Annotated in this window: 17 protein-coding genes; 11 read left to right on the plus strand and 6 right to left on the minus strand. The window is 56.0% G+C overall.

Annotated features, from left to right (window positions below; translation table 11 throughout):
* The first annotated feature begins 4 nt into the window (after positions 1–4).
* The 9 genes from C1J02_RS02510 to C1J02_RS02550 all read left to right on the plus strand — a co-directional run bounded on the left by C1J02_RS02510 (position 5) and on the right by C1J02_RS02550 (position 9,591).
* Positions 5–472, plus strand: coding sequence for a GAF domain-containing protein (locus C1J02_RS02510; RefSeq protein WP_114877000.1), 468 nt, complete (start codon positions 5–7; stop codon positions 470–472).
* A 68-nt stretch (positions 473–540) separates the two neighbouring features.
* Positions 541–1,113, plus strand: a complete 573-nt coding sequence (locus tag C1J02_RS02515) for a helix-turn-helix domain-containing protein (protein ID WP_114877001.1) — start codon at positions 541–543, stop codon at positions 1,111–1,113.
* Position 1,114: 1 nt separating this feature from the next.
* Complete coding sequence (locus tag C1J02_RS02520) at positions 1,115–1,735, plus strand: LysE family translocator (protein ID WP_114877002.1); 621 nt, start codon at positions 1,115–1,117, stop codon at positions 1,733–1,735.
* 1 nt (position 1,736) lies between these two features.
* Positions 1,737–2,120, plus strand: a complete 384-nt coding sequence (locus C1J02_RS02525; protein WP_254693186.1) for a GFA family protein — start codon at positions 1,737–1,739, stop codon at positions 2,118–2,120.
* Positions 2,113–4,560: an FAD-dependent oxidoreductase gene (locus C1J02_RS02530; RefSeq protein ID WP_114877004.1), complete on the plus strand. Its 2,448-nt coding sequence runs from the start codon at positions 2,113–2,115 to the stop codon at positions 4,558–4,560. Before C1J02_RS02525 ends, C1J02_RS02530 begins: the two co-directional genes overlap by 8 nt.
* Before the next feature lie 63 nt (positions 4,561–4,623).
* A complete protein-coding gene (locus tag C1J02_RS02535; RefSeq protein WP_114877005.1) occupies positions 4,624–5,505 on the plus strand; it encodes a homocysteine S-methyltransferase family protein in 882 nt (293 codons plus the stop codon).
* An 11-nt stretch (positions 5,506–5,516) separates the two neighbouring features.
* Entirely contained in the window at positions 5,517–7,961 is a 2,445-nt protein-coding gene (locus C1J02_RS02540) for an FAD-dependent oxidoreductase (RefSeq protein ID WP_114877006.1), read from the plus strand.
* 53 nt (positions 7,962–8,014) lie between these two features.
* Positions 8,015–8,932, plus strand: coding sequence for an EamA family transporter RarD (rarD, locus tag C1J02_RS02545; RefSeq protein WP_114877007.1), 918 nt, complete (start codon positions 8,015–8,017; stop codon positions 8,930–8,932).
* 11 nt (positions 8,933–8,943) lie between these two features.
* Positions 8,944–9,591, plus strand: coding sequence for a pseudouridine synthase (locus C1J02_RS02550; protein WP_114877008.1), 648 nt, complete (start codon positions 8,944–8,946; stop codon positions 9,589–9,591).
* Here C1J02_RS02550 and C1J02_RS02555 read toward each other — a convergent pair.
* Positions 9,588–10,433 carry an alpha-1,2-fucosyltransferase gene (locus tag C1J02_RS02555; protein ID WP_114880330.1) on the minus strand — a complete coding sequence of 282 codons (846 nt, stop codon included), beginning with the start codon at positions 10,431–10,433 and terminating at the stop codon, positions 9,588–9,590. The two genes, C1J02_RS02550 and C1J02_RS02555, sit on opposite strands and share 4 nt — an antisense overlap.
* Positions 10,434–10,514: 81 nt before the next feature.
* On the opposite strand from C1J02_RS02555, the gene C1J02_RS02560 reads away from it, so the two are divergent.
* Positions 10,515–11,180, plus strand: a complete 666-nt coding sequence (locus C1J02_RS02560) for an FkbM family methyltransferase (RefSeq protein ID WP_114877009.1) — start codon at positions 10,515–10,517, stop codon at positions 11,178–11,180.
* Positions 11,181–11,272: 92 nt separating this feature from the next.
* Here the strand turns inward: C1J02_RS02560 and C1J02_RS02565 are convergent, their stop codons facing one another.
* Positions 11,273–12,700, minus strand: a complete 1,428-nt coding sequence (locus C1J02_RS02565) for an aldehyde dehydrogenase family protein (protein WP_114877010.1) — start codon at positions 12,698–12,700, stop codon at positions 11,273–11,275.
* A 163-nt stretch (positions 12,701–12,863) separates the two neighbouring features.
* Between C1J02_RS02565 and C1J02_RS02570 the strand changes: the two genes are divergently transcribed.
* Entirely contained in the window at positions 12,864–13,517 is a 654-nt protein-coding gene (locus C1J02_RS02570; protein WP_114877011.1) for a peroxiredoxin, read from the plus strand.
* Positions 13,518–13,519: 2 nt separating this feature from the next.
* Here C1J02_RS02570 and C1J02_RS02575 read toward each other — a convergent pair whose 3' ends face one another.
* The 4 genes from C1J02_RS02575 to pnp form a co-directional block, all read right to left on the minus strand.
* Entirely contained in the window at positions 13,520–14,269 is a 750-nt protein-coding gene (locus C1J02_RS02575; protein ID WP_368073762.1) for a glycosyltransferase family 25 protein, read from the minus strand.
* Positions 14,270–14,287: 18 nt separating this feature from the next.
* Positions 14,288–15,091, minus strand: coding sequence for a substrate-binding domain-containing protein (locus tag C1J02_RS02580; RefSeq protein WP_114877013.1), 804 nt, complete (start codon positions 15,089–15,091; stop codon positions 14,288–14,290).
* A gap of 197 nt (positions 15,092–15,288) precedes the next feature.
* Positions 15,289–15,849, minus strand: coding sequence for a L,D-transpeptidase (locus tag C1J02_RS02585; protein ID WP_114877014.1), 561 nt, complete (start codon positions 15,847–15,849; stop codon positions 15,289–15,291).
* A 163-nt stretch (positions 15,850–16,012) separates the two neighbouring features.
* The gene (gene pnp / locus C1J02_RS02590) at positions 16,013–18,148 is read right to left on the minus strand and encodes a polyribonucleotide nucleotidyltransferase (protein ID WP_114877015.1); all 2,136 of its coding nucleotides are present in this window, start codon (positions 18,146–18,148) and stop codon (positions 16,013–16,015) included.
* Positions 18,149–18,387 lie beyond the last annotated feature (239 nt).

Here is an 18,387-nt window from a genome sequence, read left to right on the forward strand (position 1 = left end):
ATCCATGCGTGCTGACTATCCTAGCCTGTCCCAATCAATCGCATCACTGACGTCAGGCGAAGATGATCCCATCGCCCTTATGGCAACGGTTGCCTGCGAAGTGCACCATGCCGACGACCGCTTTGACTGGACGGGGTTCTACCGGGTCACCGGGCCAGAGTTGTTAAAGATCGGCCCATACCAGGGTGGCCATGGATGTTTGGTCATTCCGTTCTCGCGTGGTGTCTGCGGGGCGGCGGCCCGGACCCGTGAGGTTCAGTTGGTGCCGGATGTTGATGCTTTTGACGGTCATATCGCCTGCGCCAGTTCAACCCGGTCAGAGCTTGTCATACCTGTCTTTGACAAAACGGATAGGCTTTTGGCGGTATTTGATATCGACAGCGATCAACATGATGCGTTCACCCAAGAGGATGCAGATGCCTTGTCAGGAATTCTGTCGAACGTCTTTGCATCGGTTGATCCGCTTTCATGAAATAATGCTGGATTTTTTCATGCGACTAGGCCATCGTGAAATTCTGACCTAAAATTTCACGGATTCCCATGCGCCACGATCTGCCTGATACGCCACATACACTGGGTGCTGACCTGCGCGCCCTGCGCAAGGCGCGGGGGCTGAAATTGTTGGAAATGGCAGATGTGCTGGGCCGCTCTGTTGGCTGGCTCAGTCAGGTAGAGCGGGATATGTCGGAACCCTCTATCACTGATCTGCGCGAAATCGCAGCCTGTCTGGATGTCTCTGTCTCTATGCTTTTTCGCCACGCCGCAGCGCCCGCGCATGAGGCCGGGTTTGTCGTACGCAAGGATGCCCGGCGGCCCATCGGATCATCGATTGCCGGGCTGGTAGAAGAATTGCTGTCCCCTGATCTTACCGATGATTTTGAGATGGTGCATTCCACCTTTCTACCGCACAGCAAGATCAAGGATACCGTCATAAGGCCAACCCAAGAGGTTGGGTATCTCGTTTCAGGGACCCTTCAGATTGAGATCAACGGGAAAAGCCATCACCTAAATCCCGGCGACAGCTTTCGGGTGCGCGGCGAACCGTTTCGCTGGGCCAATCAATCCGACGAACCTGCGGTGGCCATCTGGGTCATTGCGCCGCCGGTGTACTGATATGACGTTTGACGCCTGGATCATATTCGCGCTGTTCTGGTTGGTGTTCGTCACCACGCCTGGGCCCAATGCGGTGAATTGCATCACCAATGGCATGACCATTGGATTTCGCCGGTCAATGATCGGCGTGTTGGCTATACTGACTCAGGCGACGCTGTTTCTTGTGCTCTCTGCGGCAGGGGTCACCGCGCTGATCGCAACATCACCTACGGGCTTTATGATCGCAAAATTCGTCGGGGCGGCTTTTCTTGTCTACCTGGGCGTTCGGGGCTGGATCATGGCAAAGACACCGGTAAAAGTGGATGCGCGCCCGGCATCCTCGGTCTATGTGCGGGCCTTTGCCATCGCGACGATCAACCCCAAGAGCGTTGCAGGCTACCTCGCGGCGTTTTCGCAATTTGTGCAACCCGACGCGCCAATCTGGGGTCAGATGTTGGTGATCATGCCCACCGCCCTCACGCTGACGGCCCTCAGCTATACTGGATTTACCGCGCTTGGCGCAGGCATTGGACGTGCTGCGTTGGGTGCGGTGTTCAACGTTTGGGTCCGCCGGATCATGGCCGTGTGCTTTGTTATTTATGGCGTGCTTCTTGGTGTGGCCTCTACGCCGGAAAGGGTTTGATGTGTTAAACGGAAGCTGCCTGTGCGGCGCGATTAAGTTTACAGCACGTGGTGCCGCCCGCGATCCAGCGGCCTGCCATTGCACCCAATGCCGAAAGCAATCGGGTCATTATTGGGCCGCCGTTCAGGTCATGGACGCCGACCTGACCATAACCGGAACGCCGAAATGGTACGCCGCCAGCCCCAGCGCCAAACGCGGATTTTGCCCAACATGCGGCAGCTTCCTGTTCTGGAAGGGTGCTGCCGACGACGATACCGGCATCGCCCTGGGCGCGCTGGACGGGCCGACAGGTCTGCACCTTGAGCGGCACATTTTTACCGAAGACAAAGGCGACTATTACGACATTACCGACAACGTTCGGCAGGAGGAGCAAGAAGATGAGTGATTTCCCAACCACGGCCCGCGTGGTCATCATCGGCGGGGGCGTTGTCGGCGTTTCATCGCTTTACCATCTTGCCAAGGCCGGTTGGACGGATTGTGTCTTGCTTGAGAAGAACGAACTTACGGCTGGGTCAACATGGCATGCTGCGGGCAATTGCCCAAGCTTTTCAACGTCTTGGGCTGTGATGAACATGCAGCGGTACTCGCTGGAGCTTTACTCACGGCTGGCTGAAGAAGTCGATTACCCGATGAACTATCACGTCACCGGGTCTGTCCGACTGGCCCATGGCAAAGAACGCATGGCTGAATTTGAGCGCGCCTGTTCCATGGGCAACTATCAGGGCCTGAACCTTGAGATGATGGATTTGGACGCGATCAAGGCGAAATACCCGTTCATCGAAACCCATGATCTGGCGGGCGGTCTTTATGATCCCGACGATGGTGATATTGATCCCGCGCAACTGACCCAAGCGCTTGCAAAAGGGGCGCGCGACATGGGTGCCCGCATCGAACGGTTCTGTCCGGCAACCGGTGTCAGCCGCGATGGTGATGAATGGATTGTGCACACGGACAAGGGTGACATTCGGTGTGAAAAGGTCGTCAATGCGGCGGGATACTATGCCCAACGTGTCGGTGAATGGTTCAAACCCTATGGCGGGCGCACCGTGCCAATGGCTACCATGTCGCATCAGTATTTCCTGACTGAAGAGATTCCAGAGCTCAAGGAATGGACGCTGGCACAGGGTCACAAGGTACCCCTGCTGCGCGACGTAGATAGCTCGTATTATCTGCGCCAGGACAAATACGGGCTGAACCTGGGTCCCTATGAACGCAACTGCAAGGGCCATTGGATGACACCTGATGATCCGATGCCAGAGGATTTCAGTTTCCAGCTCTATCCCGATGATCTTGAGCGGCTCGAATGGTATATCGAGGACGCCATGGCGCGTGTGCCGATCCTGGGCACCTCCGGTGTAGGACGGGTCATCAACGGCCCGATCCCCTATGCCCCTGATGGGCTGCCGCTGGTGGGCCCGATGCCCGGTGTGCGAAACGCCTATGAGGCCTGCGTGTTCACCTTTGGCATCACCCAAGGGGGTGGCGCAGGCAAGGTGTTGGCCGAATGGGTCATCGAAGGGCAAACGGAATGGGACATGTGGGCCGTCGATCCGCGCCGTTACACCGATTACACCGATCAGGATTATTGCAACCAAAAAGCTGTGGAAGTGTATGGCCACGAATATGCAATGCATTTTCCGCACCACGCTTGGCCAGCGGGCCGCGACAAGAAACTATCACCTGTGCATGACAAGGTGATCGCGGCGGGGGGCGTGATGGGTGCCTATAACGGTTGGGAACGCGCCAACTGGTTTGCCAAGAATGGCGACGACACCTCCGAAGAGGCCACTCAAACCTGGGATCGAAACGGCCCGTGGGCGGCGCGCATCAAAGAAGAATGCGAAGCGGTCCGCGACGGCGTCGGTGTGTTGGATCTGCCGGGCTTTTCGCGGTTCAACCTCACAGGCGATGGTGCCGCCGAGTGGTTGCGGGGCCGGATCACTGGCGGCCTACCCAAAGTGGGCCGTATGAACCTTGCCTATTTCGCGGATGATCGCGGGCGTATCCTGACCGAAATGTCCGTGCTGCGCCATGCGGAGGATCATTTTACCCTGATTACAGCCGCCACAGCGCAATGGCATGACTACGACGTGCTGCGCCCTGCCTTGGATGCCGGATTGGACCTGACCGATCGCACAACCGAATACAGCACATTGATTGTGACCGGTCCAAAATCACGTGACCTGTTTGAGGCTTTGGCGACCAAGGCCGACCTCTCTGCCACATGGTTGTCGCATCAGATGGCTGAAGTTGCGGGTATCAAATGCGCGTTGGCGCGGGTCAGCTTTGCGGGCGAACTTGGCTGGGAAATCCATGCCGCGAACGCAGACATTCCCGCGCTTTATGATGCTGTGACGGGCGCAGGTGCCGTGCCGTTTGGCATGTGGGCGCTGAATTCGCTGCGCATCGAAAAAGGGTACCGCGCATGGAAGGGCGATTTGTCCACAGATTACACCTTGCTCGAAGGCGGGTTGGACCGCTTTGTCAAACTTGACAAACCACAAGATTTTCCCGGCAAGCAGGCATTGCTGAACGAAAAACAGCAGGGCAGCAAAAAGCGCTTTGTGACCATGGTCGTCGACGCCGGGGATCAGGATGCGCCCTATATGTCCACGGTGCTGCACAACGGTGAAGTTGTCGGTGAGACGACTTCGGGCGATTGGGGCTACCGTATTGGAAAATCGGTGGCGCTGGGCATGATCCGCACCGATCTGGCGGTGCCGGGGACCGAACTGACCATCAATATCTTCGGCAAGATGTACAATGCCACGGTGCAACCGGATCAGCCGCTGTGGGATCCGGATAACGAGCGGTTGCGCGCTTAACTGCTTCGCTTCAATCAAAACGCCGCAGGAAAACGATAAAATCCCTGCGGCGGAGGAATGACAATGACAGAAATCACGCTGCTGGATGGTGGACTGGGCCAGGAACTGGTCCATCGGGCGGGGGATCGCCCAACACCCTTGTGGTCCACGCAAGTGATGATCGACCATCCCGGCATGGTGGCAGAAGTGCACCGGGACTTTGCCGCTGCGGGGGCCACGATCATCACCACCAACACCTATGCCCTGCACCGCGACCGTCTGGCGGGCACGACGTTTGAAAACGAATTTGAGGCCCTTTATGCATTGGCCCTGAATGAGGCACGGGGCAGTGGCGCGCGGCGCGTTGCCGGCTCAATTGGGCCGTTGCGCGCATCCTATCGCCCTGATCTGCATCCGGAGCCTGAGGTTGGTGCCCTGCTTTATGCAGAAGTGGCGGGCCTGCTTGCGCCTGAATGTGATCTGCTCATTTGTGAAACAGTTGCGTCGTATGATCATGCGGTCAGCGTGCTCAAGGGAACGGGAGCGGCTGGCAAACCAGTGTGGCTGTCGCTGACCGTCAATGACAAGGACGGCACATTGCTGCGCTCTGGCGAACCGCTTGTTTCGGTTCTTGAGGCAGCGAATGCAGGGGCTGCGGCAATCTTGATAAACTGCTCTGCACCAGAGGCGATCCCGGCAGCACTGAATGTCCTTGCTCAGGGCGACCTCCCGTACGGTGCCTATGCCAATGCTTTTGAGCAGATCACGGATGATTTCCTCAAGGACAAACCAACCGTGGACGCGCTGACCGAACGGCAGGATATGACGCCGGCTGCTTATGCCGATCACGCGATGGCATGGGTCGATCAGGGGGCCACCATCATCGGGGGATGCTGCGAAGTAAGCCCTGCCCATATCGCTGAAATCGCCAGCCGCCTGCGCGCGGCTGGGCATGATATTGTATAAGGAGCCTGACAATGGCTGACGTTCCCTCACACGCACGCGTGGTTATCATTGGCGGCGGCGTTATTGGCTGCTCGGTTGCGTATCACCTGACGAAATTGGGGTGGAAAGACGTTGTGTTGCTGGAACGCAAGCAACTGACGTCAGGCACCACATGGCATGCGGCAGGACTGATCGCTCAATTGCGGGCGACGGCCAATATGACCAAACTGGCCAAGTATAGCCAAGAACTCTACGGCAACCTTGAGCAAGAAACAGGCGTGGCGACCGGGTTCAAACGCTGTGGGTCCATCACTGTGGCGCTGACCGAGGAGCGCAAGGAAGAGATTTACCGCCAGGCGGCGATGGCGCGCGCCTTTGGTGTAGCCGTAGAAGAAATCAGCCCCGCAGAGGTCAAAGCGAAATACGAACACCTGAATATTGACGGGGTTACAGGGGCTGTGTTTCTTGAAAAGGACGGGCAGGGAGACCCGGCCAACATCGCGCTGGCACTGGCCAAAGGCGCGCGGCAGCGCGGTGCCAAGGTGATCGAGCGTACCCGCGCATCCGGGGTCACCCGCGAGGGCCGCAGGATCACTGGCGTCACTTGGGAACAGGGCGACGAGACGGGTCACATCACTTGCGACATGGTTGTGAACTGTGGTGGCATGTGGGGCCACGAGGTGGGCCGCATGCTGGGCGTGAACGTGCCACTGCATGCCTGCGAACACTTCTATATCGTGACCGAGGCGATCCCAGGCCTGACCCAATTGCCTGTCCTGCGCGTGCCTGACGAATGTGCGTATTACAAAGAAGACGCTGGCAAGATGTTGCTTGGGGCGTTTGAACCGAATGCAAAACCATGGGCGATGAACGGCATCCCCGCAGACTTTGAATTTGATCAACTGCCCGAAGATTTTGATCACTTTGAACCCATTTTGGAATCGGCTGTTACACGCATGCCAATGCTGGCAGACGCAGGCATTCACACCTTTTTCAACGGGCCGGAATCCTTTACGCCCGATGATGCTTACCATCTGGGTCAGGCCCCCGATATGGACAATGTTTGGGTCGCCGCCGGGTTCAATTCCATCGGCATTCAATCGGCGGGCGGCGCAGGCATGGCACTGGCGCAATGGATGGAGGATGGCGCAAAGCCATTTGATCTGGGCGATGTCGACATTGGCCGCATGCAACCCTTTCAGGGCAACAAGACCTATCTGTTTGAGCGCTCCAAAGAAACGCTGGGATTGCTCTATGCTGATCACTATCCCTACCGGCAAAAGGCCTCTGCACGCGGTGTGCGGCGCACGCCGTTTCATCAACACCTGCTAGATCAAGGCGCGGTCATGGGCGAACTGGCCGGATGGGAGCGTGCCAATTGGTATGCGAGAGATGGGCAAAAACCCGAGTACGAATACTCGTGGAAGCGGCAAAATTTCTTTGACAATGTGGCCCAAGAGCTGGCCGCGATCCGCACGAATGTCGGGATGTACGACATGTCATCTTTCGGCAAAATCCGTGTGGAAGGGCGCGATGCAACTGCATTTTTGAACCGTGTGGGGGGTGGGCAATACGATGTGCCGGTGGGCAAGATCGTCTATACTCAATTCCTGAACCATCGCGGCGGGATCGAGGCGGATGTGACGGTGACGCGCCTCTCTGAAACGGCGTATCTGGTGGTAACACCGGCCGCGACCCGTCTGGCGGATGAAACATGGATGCGCCGGCATGTGGATGATTTTAACGTCGTCATCACCGATGTCACAGCGGGCGAAGGTGTGTTGGCCGTCATGGGCCCGAATGCCCGTAAGTTGTTGCAGGCGGTGTCACCGAATGACTTCTCGAACGACATAAACCCGTTTGGTACGGCGCAGGAGATCGAGTTGGGGATGGGGCTCGCTCGTGTCCACCGCGTCACCTATGTCGGCGAGCTTGGCTGGGAAATTTATGTCAGTGCTGACATGGCTGCACATGCCTTTGAAACACTGCACGCAGCGGGGCAGGATATGGGGCTTAAATTGTGCGGCATGCATATGATGGATTCTGCACGGATCGAAAAAGGTTTCCGGCATTTTGGTCATGACATCACGTCAGAGGATCACGTTCTTGAGGCGGGTCTTGGGTTTGCTGTGAAAACTGACAAGCCTGACTTCATCGGGCGCGACGCAGTCCTGCGCAAAAAAGAAGAGGGGTTGAATGCCCGTCTGTTGCAATTCCGTCTGACCGATCCTGAACCATTGCTTTATCACAATGAGCCGATCATCCGGGACAATCAGATCGTTGGTTTCTTGTCTTCTGGATCATATGGCCACCATTTGGGTGCGGCAATTGGATTGGGGTACGTCCCTTGCAAGGATCAAACTGCCGGTGATGTTCTGGCATCAGCATATGAAATCGACGTGGCCGGAACACGGGTCAGAGCAGAAGTATCCCTTAAACCAATGTATGATCCCACGTCTGAGCGTGTGAAGGTTTAGCACTGGCAGCGGAGTGCGTATCGCGTTACCTGCCTTGAGGTGGAGGACACCGAATGCGCAACCCTTACAGCCTGACCAAAAACGCTAATGAGGATACGCCGCAGGGCCTGGCATTTGCTGTGGGGGCCTATGTCTTTTGGGGTTTTTTGCCGCTCTATATGAAACTGTTGTCTCATATGTCCGCGGCTGAAGTTGTGGCGCACAGGATAATCTGGTCCCTGCCAATCGCGGCGATCGTTCTGATAGCCTTGCGCCGGACGTCCGATTTGCGCGATGCCCTTAGATCCCCGCGCATGTTGGTGATGGGCTGCGTGACGGCGGCACTCATCTCAGTCAATTGGGGTATCTATGTCTGGGCAATTTCCTCAGGCCATGCGTTGGACGCTGCATTGGGGTATTACATTAACCCGCTCTTCAGCATCTTTCTCGGCGCGGTTCTGCTTGGTGAACGTTTGTCGCGGGCGCAGTTGGCGGCGATTGCTTTGGCTGCTGGTGCGGTGCTGGTTCTGACCCTTGATGCCGGACGCATGCCTTGGGTTGCGCTGGGTTTGATGTTGTCATGGGGCCTTTACGCGCTTGCCAAAAAGAAGCTGCCCATCGGCCCCAATCAGGGGTTTCTGTTGGAGGTCTTAATCCTGATGCTGCCCGCACTTGCAGTTTTTGGATATCTGGTGAGCACAGGACAGTCCCATTTTCTAACGGGCGGCGCGCTGGATACCTGGCTGTTGATTGGCTGCGGGGCGGTGACGGCAATCCCGCTGATGATCTATGCCAACGGCGCGAAACTGCTCAGGCTGTCGACCATGGGCATTCTTCAGTATATCGCGCCCACAATGATCTTTCTCATTGCAGTTTTTGTTTTTGACGAACCTTTCGGCCCCGCGCGAATGATTGCCTTTCCCATGATCTGGGCCGCGCTGGTGATCTATTCGACTTCAATGCTACACCAGATGCGGCACAAAACCGGGTGAGACAGGGCAGCATGGAAACTGAATATAACCCCCCTGACGGGCCGCTGGTGGTGCTGCACGAAGACGCCGAAGTGTTGTTGGTCGATAAGCCCGCCGGATTGCTCAGCGTGCCGGGAAAAGGACCACATTTGGCAGACTGCCTTCTGACCCGCATTCAGGCGGTGTTTCCGGACGCACTGCTGGTGCACCGACTGGACCGCGATACCTCTGGTGTCATGATTTTCGCACTGACACCCTACGCCCAGCGACACCTCGGTCTGCAGTTTGAAAAACGAATGACACGCAAAACCTACGTTGCACGCGTCTGGGGTGTGCCTGTTGAAAAAACGGGGGTGATTGATCTGCCGTTGATAGTGGATTGGCCAAACCGGCCATTGCAAATGGTGTGCCATGAAACCGGAAAATCCGCACAAACAGAATGGCGGGTGCTAAAAGACCAGGGTGATACAGCACGCGTGCGGCTTACGCCCAAAACGGGCCGCAGCCATCAACTGCGCGTGCATATGCTGGCGCTGGGGCATCCGATTTTGGGTGATCCGTTTTACGCGACGGGCCCGGCACGGGATTTCCCGCGCCTGATGCTACACTCAGAGGAATTGCGCTTTAACCACCCGCAAGGCGGCCATTCGACAAAGGTACGTGCCAAAGCCCCCTTCTAACTGGCGATGGCGATCCAGTCGCTGGGGAGGATATCCGGGTTGCGCTGATGGTCATTGGCGAACCACCGCGCGGGCGCTGCAACGCGTTTTTTTGCGTTACTGTTCAACCAGGCGGACCACCACGAGAACGTCGAATTGGCAATCACGTTATGGTGACAAAGGGACATGAGCCGCATGTCCTCATGTGCTGTTTCGCGCCCATTCAGATCGACCACGACCTTTTCAAACGGCACATCCAGATTATTGCGTGCCCATGTCGGATCGTCGGAAAAGACAAACACTTTGGGGTCTTTTGGCAACCCATCGGTGACTGCCCTCAGCGCCGCTGTATAATAGGCCTGATCACACACAGCACTCGCCCCCAGCGCAACATAATCGCCGCGACGCACATGTAGCGCGACCGACGGCCCCGCTTTTATCTGATCCGCCATTGCGGCATTTTCGGGTGACATGGGCGGGATCATGACAAACACCTTGCGCAGGTGCTCTTCGATGGATGCAAAGTATTTGTCACTTTGCCAGTATCCATGAAGGTAACTCTCATCTTCCCAACCCGTGATCGCCGGATCATAGGCCAAGGATTTCTCCCTGCGAAGGTACGGTTTGCGGCCCAGAAACCGCCAGGCCATATAGGCCAGCGGATGTTTGTCCTGGTCTGGCGGCAGATGGTCAGGTGTGACCACGGGCAGATCAAACACCGACGTCAGGTTCCCTTGCCCCTTGGCCATCGCGCGACGTGGATCGAGGGCAACCGGCACATCCAATCGGGCGGCAAGATCAGCCGCGGCGGCATATTGAAACATCTGATTACCAAGAAAGCCGTGCAATCGGGTATAGATCATCTGAAAGGGTGCCTTTTGAGTTTGCTCAACACCTTGTAGGATATAGATGACAATCTTCGCCAGATGAAACGGTAACCCACCATGAGTGTCAGAAGCGAACTGCACAAAGTGTGGAAACGCATCAGCGATCCCGAATTTCGCGCCATGATACCCCAGATGGCGTCATTTCGGGCAGCACATGGTCGGGGCACGCCCGAGCGGTATTCAGACCTTAAGCCGGGCGATGTGGTTTTGGATGTGGGCGGTTATCACGGGGACTGGGCGCAAAGAATGACCGACCTTTATGGTGTTACGGTCCATGTATTCGAGCCGCATCCAAGGTTCATCACGCACATGCAGAACCGGTTTGCCGGCAGGGATGATGTGCAAGTTCACGGATATGCCATGGGTGCCGAAGCTGGAAAACTTGATCTGTCAGATGATGAAAATGCATCATCGGCATTGGTCACCTCAGGACCAACGGTCAGTGGTGACATCCGCCCGGTCGAAGACGTGTTCAAGGAACTTGGTCTACGCCGGATTGCCGTGGTCAAAATGAATATTGAAGGGGGCGAATATGATCTGCTGCCCGCAATGATCGAGACAGGACATATTGAACAGATTGACAGGTTGACCGTACAATTTCATCGGTATTCGGAGGCTCAGATTGGCCAACGCGATGAAATTCGCAACGGTCTTTCCAAAACCCACGAATGTGTTTGGGAATATCCGTTCATTTGGGAAGAATGGGTGCGCAAAGCGGGCTAGGAGCGGTTGAACCTTGACCCCATTCGCTTGACCTCATGGACAAAAGGGGCCGCCAAAAGGCAGCCCCTATTGCATCGCTTCTCTGAGGTTGGTTATTCCGCTGCCCAGCCAGATACCGCTTTGACTTCGAGGAATTCCTCAAGTCCGTAAACGCCGCCCTCGCGGCCATTTCCCGATTGCTTATAGCCCCCAAATGGCGAGCCTTGGGCAAAGCCCGATCCATTGGTTTCCACCATGCCCGACCGCACCCGACGCGCCACACGGCGACGTTTTTCGGTGTCTTCGGTTTGGATGTAGTTGGTCAGGCCGTAGGGCGTGTCATTGGCAATCGCGATAGCCTCTTCTTCGGTCTCAAACGGGATGATTGACAACACCGGGCCAAACACCTCTTCGCGCGCGATGGTCATCTGGTTGTTCACATCAGCAAAGACCGTTGGCTTGACGTAATAGCCACGGTTCAACCCATCCGGACGGCCCAGACCACCAGCGACCAGACGCGCCTCGGACATACCCACTTCGATCAAACCCTGGATCTTGTTGTATTGCGCTTCTGAAACCACCGGACCAATGTGCTGGCCCTCTTCTGATGCGGGACCGACATGGGTGTTCTTGGCGACATCAGCCGCCATTTCAACGGCTTCATCGTACCGCGATTTGTGCACAAGCATCCGAGTCGGGGCGTTGCACGACTGACCAGAGTTGCGGAAACAGCGGATTGCGCCGGATTTCGCCGCTTTGGGGTGCGCATCTTCAAAGATGATGTTGGCACCTTTGCCGCCGAGCTCAAGCGAAACGCGCTTGAGGGTATCCGCCGCTGCTTTGGAAATTGCAATACCGGCACGGGTCGAGCCGGTAAAGCTGACCATGTCGACCTCGGGATGCACAGACAACTGGCTGCCCACGCCGGGGCCATCGCCGTTCACCAGATTGAACACGCCGGGGGGAAAGCCGGCTTCGTGCACAAATTCTGCAAACAGAAGACCCGACAAGGGGGCAATTTCGGATGGCTTCAGAACGACGGTACACCCTGTTGCCATCGCAGGGATCGCCTTGAGAATAATCTGGTTCATCGGCCAGTTCCAAGGCGTGATCAGGGCACAAACACCGATCGGCTCAAGCAACGTCTTTTCAGTTGCAGTGAAATCCCGATCAAATGAGAAGTCTTTGAACGCGTTCAGGAAACCATCAATATGCCAGCTCCCTGCGCCGACCTGCTGGTTGCGGCTCAGATCAATCGGGGCACCCATTTCCATGGACATCGCCTGCGCCATCTCTTCCTGGCGGGCATCATAAATCTTGGCCAGTTTTTTAATGAGTTTGGTGCGTTCCTCTTTTGAAGTCTGTGACCAGCTGTCAAATGCCGCGCGTGCCGCAGCAACGGCGGCATCGGTATCGGCCTGACCGCCAAGGGAAATGACCGCACATTGTTCTTCGGTCGATGGGTCGATCACGGCGTAGTCGTTTGGTTCTGCGGGGGCTACCCATTGGCCGTTGATATAGAAATCACGTTTTTCGAGCATTGAAGTACTCCTTTATTCACTTGCGCGACCGGGGCGATTGCCTCGGTTAAATCTGCGTAACATTGTCACTGGGCAGATGTGGCCGCAAGAGAGGGGATGCAAGTGCGGCGAATAAATACTACATCATAGGGACAATATTCTGAATCATACCCTGGAGGACATCATGGGCTTGCGCATCAACGACACCATTCCTGATCTCACTGTCGAAACGGACCAAGGCTCTATTTCGCTGCATGATTTCGTCGGCGACAGCTGGGCGATACTTTTCTCGCACCCCAAAGATTTTACCCCCGTTTGCACCACCGAATTTGGCGCTGTTGCCCAATTGGCCGACGAATGGGCCAAGCGCGGAACAAAGGTGATTGGTGTTTCCGTGGACGGTGTTGAGGACCACAAAAAATGGAAAGCGGATATTGAGAAAGTCGCAGGAGCCAAGGCGGGTTTTCCGATCATTGCTGACACGGGGCTTGAGGTGTCAAAGGCATTCGACATGTTGCCGGCAGAAGCCTATCTGCCCGATGGCCGCACACCCGCAGACAGTGCCACGGTACGGTCTGTATTCATCATCGGACCAGACAAACAGCTAAAGCTTAGCATGACCTATCCAATGACGGTGGGCCGCAACTTTGCCGAGGTGCTGCGCGCGCTTGACGGCTTGCAGATGTCAATTGGCAAAGGTGTCGCGACACCGGCGAACTGGAATGTGGGTGAGGATGTAATTATTCCCCCATCCGTGTCGAATGAGGACGCCAAGGCAAAATTCGGTGAGTTCAAGACAGTGCTGCCCTACCTGAGGACCACAGCAGCGCCAAAATAAGTTTACGCTCTTTGAGGTCTCTGTCTGACCTTTGCGCGATAGAGCGCGCGTCTGATTTCCCGCATCAGTTTGGCACTGGTGCGGGTTTTCTTTTGGATGGTTGATCCGCCGGTCTCTGCGGTGAGTTCACGCACACCATTTGGCAGGATTGTACGGATGGTCTGACCTGTTGCCCAATGCATTTGCAGAAAGGTGTCGACCGATCGGTCCAGCGTTTCGGACGCCGCCAGCAAACGCTGCGCGGCACCCCGCCCGACAACCTGACAAACCGTCTGAAGCCCGATGACACGCGGTACAAAGAGGGACGCACTCCCCTGTGTTTCAATCGCTGATGCAGCTGTTTCACGGTTCTTTGCAGGAATGCGGATAAAGCTGTCCTCGGCGGCGTGTCGTTCAATCAATTTCAGGACATCGGGCCAAATAACCGGATCAATACTTAAATCATCCTCAGCAATCAGGGCAAAGGGTGCCTTGTCATCTGCGATCATCTGCCAGCATTTACGGTGGCTCAGAAAACATCCAACCTCGCCGGGGCCAAGGGTAAAAGGGTAGGCGGGATCAAGATGGGTGCCGGGCATGATCTGCACACCTTCCACTTGCACCGGATCGCGGCCATCAACCGCTTCAACCAATCGTGCGTCGGGCAACGCTGACAACAATCGATGCGCATTTCCGCGGCGCGCAATGCTTGATGACATATGAATAATCAGCGATTTCATAGCGTTTGTTAGCGTCAATTCGCGGCCGGTCATAGACTAAATCTGGTGCAGCTACTCTGGCTTGGCGTTGAATGTGAAGAGCTGCTGATTGTTCAATTGGTACCCGTTTATCAATTCTCGCGCATGATCTGCGACCAACCATTGTTCCAGCCGGCGGGCGGCATCGGCATTCACATGCGGGTGTCGTGCAGGGTTGATCGGAATATAGGCGTATTGATTAAAGAGCGTCGGATCGCCCGCATAAAGCAATGCAAGGTCGCGCTTGTTGGCAAAATTCAACCAACTTGCCCGATCCGACACAATGTAGGCACCCAAAGCCGCCGCGGTGTTCAGGCTTGCACCCATGCCGGACCCGACGGGCTTATACCAATCGGCAAATGTTGTGGGGTCAAGCTCTGCCGCAGCCCAGAGCGACAGTTCTTTTTTGTGGGTGCCGCTGTCATCCCCACGGCTGACAAATGGCGATTGCAGCGCTGCAATACGCCGCAGCGCATCGTTCGCGGATGGCGCAGTTCCAATCGCGGCAGGATCATCCATGCGCCCGATGAAAACAAAATCATTGTACATGAGTTCGCGCCGATGTGTCCCGAAAGCCGCCTCAACAAAAGCCTCCTCGGCTTTTTTTGAATGGACTAGAATTGCATCCACATCCCCCGCTTCGCCAACCCGCAGAGCCTGACCTGTACCGACGACCAAAAGCTGCACATCAATCCCGGTGTCGCGCTTGATTTCGGGCAGCAAGACGTCAGACAAACCGGAATTGTTAAAAGATGTCGTCACCGCCAATTTGATCGTTTCGGCGTGCAAGATACTGGCGGTCAATACGAGCAAAGCTGCAAGAACCATACGGGCCATTCGACGATATCTCCCTTGAACAAAGCACCTAGCGAGCGGATCTGAGGGTATTGAAACACTCGGCTTCGGGACTGATCTTACCGATTTCGAATGTCTCTATCCACCATCTCTGTTGTGACTATTGGTCTATTCCCTCAGGAACTGCCACTGAAAATCGAAACCTTATACCTGAGTCCAATATTTCTGATCTCTCAGCGCTAGTGCAGCACTACGCGCGCGCCGTTCGGCACCCGCTGGGCAAGGTCAATGACATGCGCATTGATCATCCGCACACACCCGTTTGAAACCGCCAGGCCGACGTTTTGCGGACGCGGTGTGCCGTGGATGCGCAGGTACGTGTCGCGGCTGCCGGCATAAAGATAGAGCGCGCGTGCGCCCAACGGGTTATTGCCACCACCCGCCATGCCGCCTGCGTGTTTGGCATAAAGGTGCGGTTCGCGCCGGATCATGTTCTTGGTCGGTGTCCAGCTTGGCCATTCGGCTTTGCGACCGACCCGGAACGTACCTGAGGCATAGCGCCCAGCTTTACCAATGCCGACCGGGTATCGGATGGCCTTGCCGCCTTCCAGCGTCCAATAAAGTGCGAATTGGCCCGGATCGACATGGATTTCACCGGGGCGGAACCCGTCCCTGATCTTTACAATCTTGGCCTGATGGTGCTTGGGAATTTCATAGGCTTCGGTCGCGGCAAACGCAGGGCCAGCCAAAATGGCGGCAGCACCTGTGGTGAGAATGGTGCGACGGTTGAAATGTGTCATTAAAATTCCCCTCTCTCAAATCGTGTTTGCGGCAGCCTAGCCCGTCGCAAAAAACGGCGCAAATCGTAAAGCGGCGCAGGCCCGGTACACATCCCAACGCAAAAAGGCCCCGATGTTTCCATCAGGGCCTTCTTTTTATGCTCTTAAAGGTCGGGCTTGGGACTTACTCCTCAGCCGTTTCCTCTTTTTTCACTTCTTCGCCAGTTTCCTGATCAACCACTTTCATCGACAGGCGCACCTTGCCGCGATCGTCAAAGCCAAGCAGTTTGACTTTCACTTCCTGACCTTCTTTCAGAACATCGGAAGGGTGGTTCAGGCGGCGGTTTTCGATCTGTGACACATGGACCAGACCGTCGCGCTTGCCAAAGAAGTTCACGAATGCACCGAAATCGACAATCTTAACAACCGTCCCGGTGTACACTTTGCCTTCTTCTGGCTCTGCGACGATGGAATGGATCATGTCGTAGGCTTTCTTGATCGCTTCACCGTTCGGGCTTGCGATCTTGATGATGCCTTCGTCATTGATATCGACCTTGGCACCGGACACTTCGACGATCTCACGGATCACTTTACCGCCAGATCCGATCACTTCACGGATCTTGTCGGTTGGGATCTGCATGGTTTCGATGCGTGGCGCGTGCTCAGAGAATTCGGCAGCACCAGAGATCGCTTTGTTCATCTCACCAAGGATATGGATGCGGCCTTCTTTGGCTTGCGCCAAGGCTTTTTCCATAATCTCTGGCGTGATGCCCGCGATCTTGATGTCCATCTGCAGGCTGGTGATCCCGGCTTCTGTACCCGCAACCTTAAAGTCCATATCGCCCAGGTGGTCTTCGTCACCCAGGATATCGGACAGGATCGCATATGATCCGTCTTCTTCAAGGATCAGACCCATGGCAACACCAGCAACAGCGGCTTTCAGCGGCACACCAGCGTCCATCATCGACAATGAGCCACCACAAACAGACGCCATCGAAGATGAGCCGTTGGATTCAGTGATCTCGGATACAACGCGGATCGTGTACGGGAAATCGGTCGAAGCAGGCAGAACCGCCTGCAACGCACGCCATGCCAGCTTGCCGTGACCAATTTCACGACGGCCTGGAGGGCCCACGCGACCCACTTCACCAACCGAATAGGGAGGGAAGTTATAATGCAGCAAGAAGTTCGATTTGAAGTTGCCATGCAGCGCGTCGATGAATTGTTCATCATCCCCGGTGCCCAGCGTGGTCACAACCAGACCTTGGGTTTCGCCACGTGTGAACAGGGCTGAACCGTGGGTCCGTGGCAAGATGCCGGTCTGGGACACGATATCACGGATTTCATCCGTTTTACGGCCATCAATCCGCTTGCCAGTCTTCACAACGTCACCGCGCAGGATAGACGCCTCAAGACCCTTCATCGCGGAACCCAGATTGGCGTCGGCCAATTGTTCTTCGCTCAGTGCGGCTTTGATTGTCTCGCGCGCGGCAGCAACGGCTGTTGTGCGCTCTTGCTTGTCAGCAATTGCAAAGGCGGCCCGCATGTCTTTTTCGCCAGCTTTTTTGACAGCGGCCGACAGGTCGGAATAGTCAACGGGCTGGAAATCAAACGGCTCTTTCGCAGCGTCTTCGGCCAGATCAATGATCAGGTCGATCACCGGCTGGATCTGCTCGTGCGCGAATTTCACCGCACCCAGCATCTCTGCTTCGGTCAGCTCATATGCTTCGGATTCGACCATCATCACGGCGTCTTTGGTGCCGGCAACAACCAGATCAAGGCGCTGATCAGGGTTCAGCCGCAGGTCCTGCATGTCGTCGATTTCAGGGTTCAGGATGTATTCACCATCCGAGAAGCCAACGCGGCATGCCGCAATCGGGCCCATGAACGGCGCGCCAGAAATGGTCAAGGCGGCAGAGGCGGCGATCATCGCAACCATGTCCGGATCATTGACCAGATCGTGTGACAACACGGTACACATCACCAGAACTTCGTTCTTGAAGCCAGGGACGAACAGCGGGCGGATTGGACGGTCAATCAGACGGCTTGTCAGCGTCTCTTTTTCAGTCGGGCGCGCCTCGCGCTTGAAGAAACCACCGGGGATTTTACCGGCAGCATAATATTTTTCGTTGTAGTGAACGGTCAGTGGGAAAAAGTCCTGTCCGGGCTTTTGCTGACGTGCGAACGTCACGTTCGCCATGACGCTGGTTTCGCCCAGCGTGGCAATCACAGAACCGTCTGCCTGACGGGCCACTTTGCCGGTTTCCAGTGTCAGCGTTTCTTCGCCCCACTGGATTGATTTTGTCGTTACATTAAACATCTACGTTTCCTGTTTCGGCCCTGTTTGGGCCATTTGCATAGGGGCCGAATTGCCCCTGACCTCGGTATCTTCTTTTAACAGGGGCTGAGGTCCGGGCACCTGCTTTCAGATTGCGGGGGCATACAGTGTTTTAAAGGGGATGGGAAGGGTGGGGATGCGTAGCGCCTCGGCGGTTACGATCCCTGTTCGATGCGGTGGGCAAAAACGAAAATTTTGCGTGCTTTCTACGGTCTGTACGA

Origin of the sequence: Sulfitobacter sp. SK011 (genome assembly GCF_003352065.1) — a bacterium.
Lineage (GTDB): Bacteria > Pseudomonadota > Alphaproteobacteria > Rhodobacterales > Rhodobacteraceae > Sulfitobacter.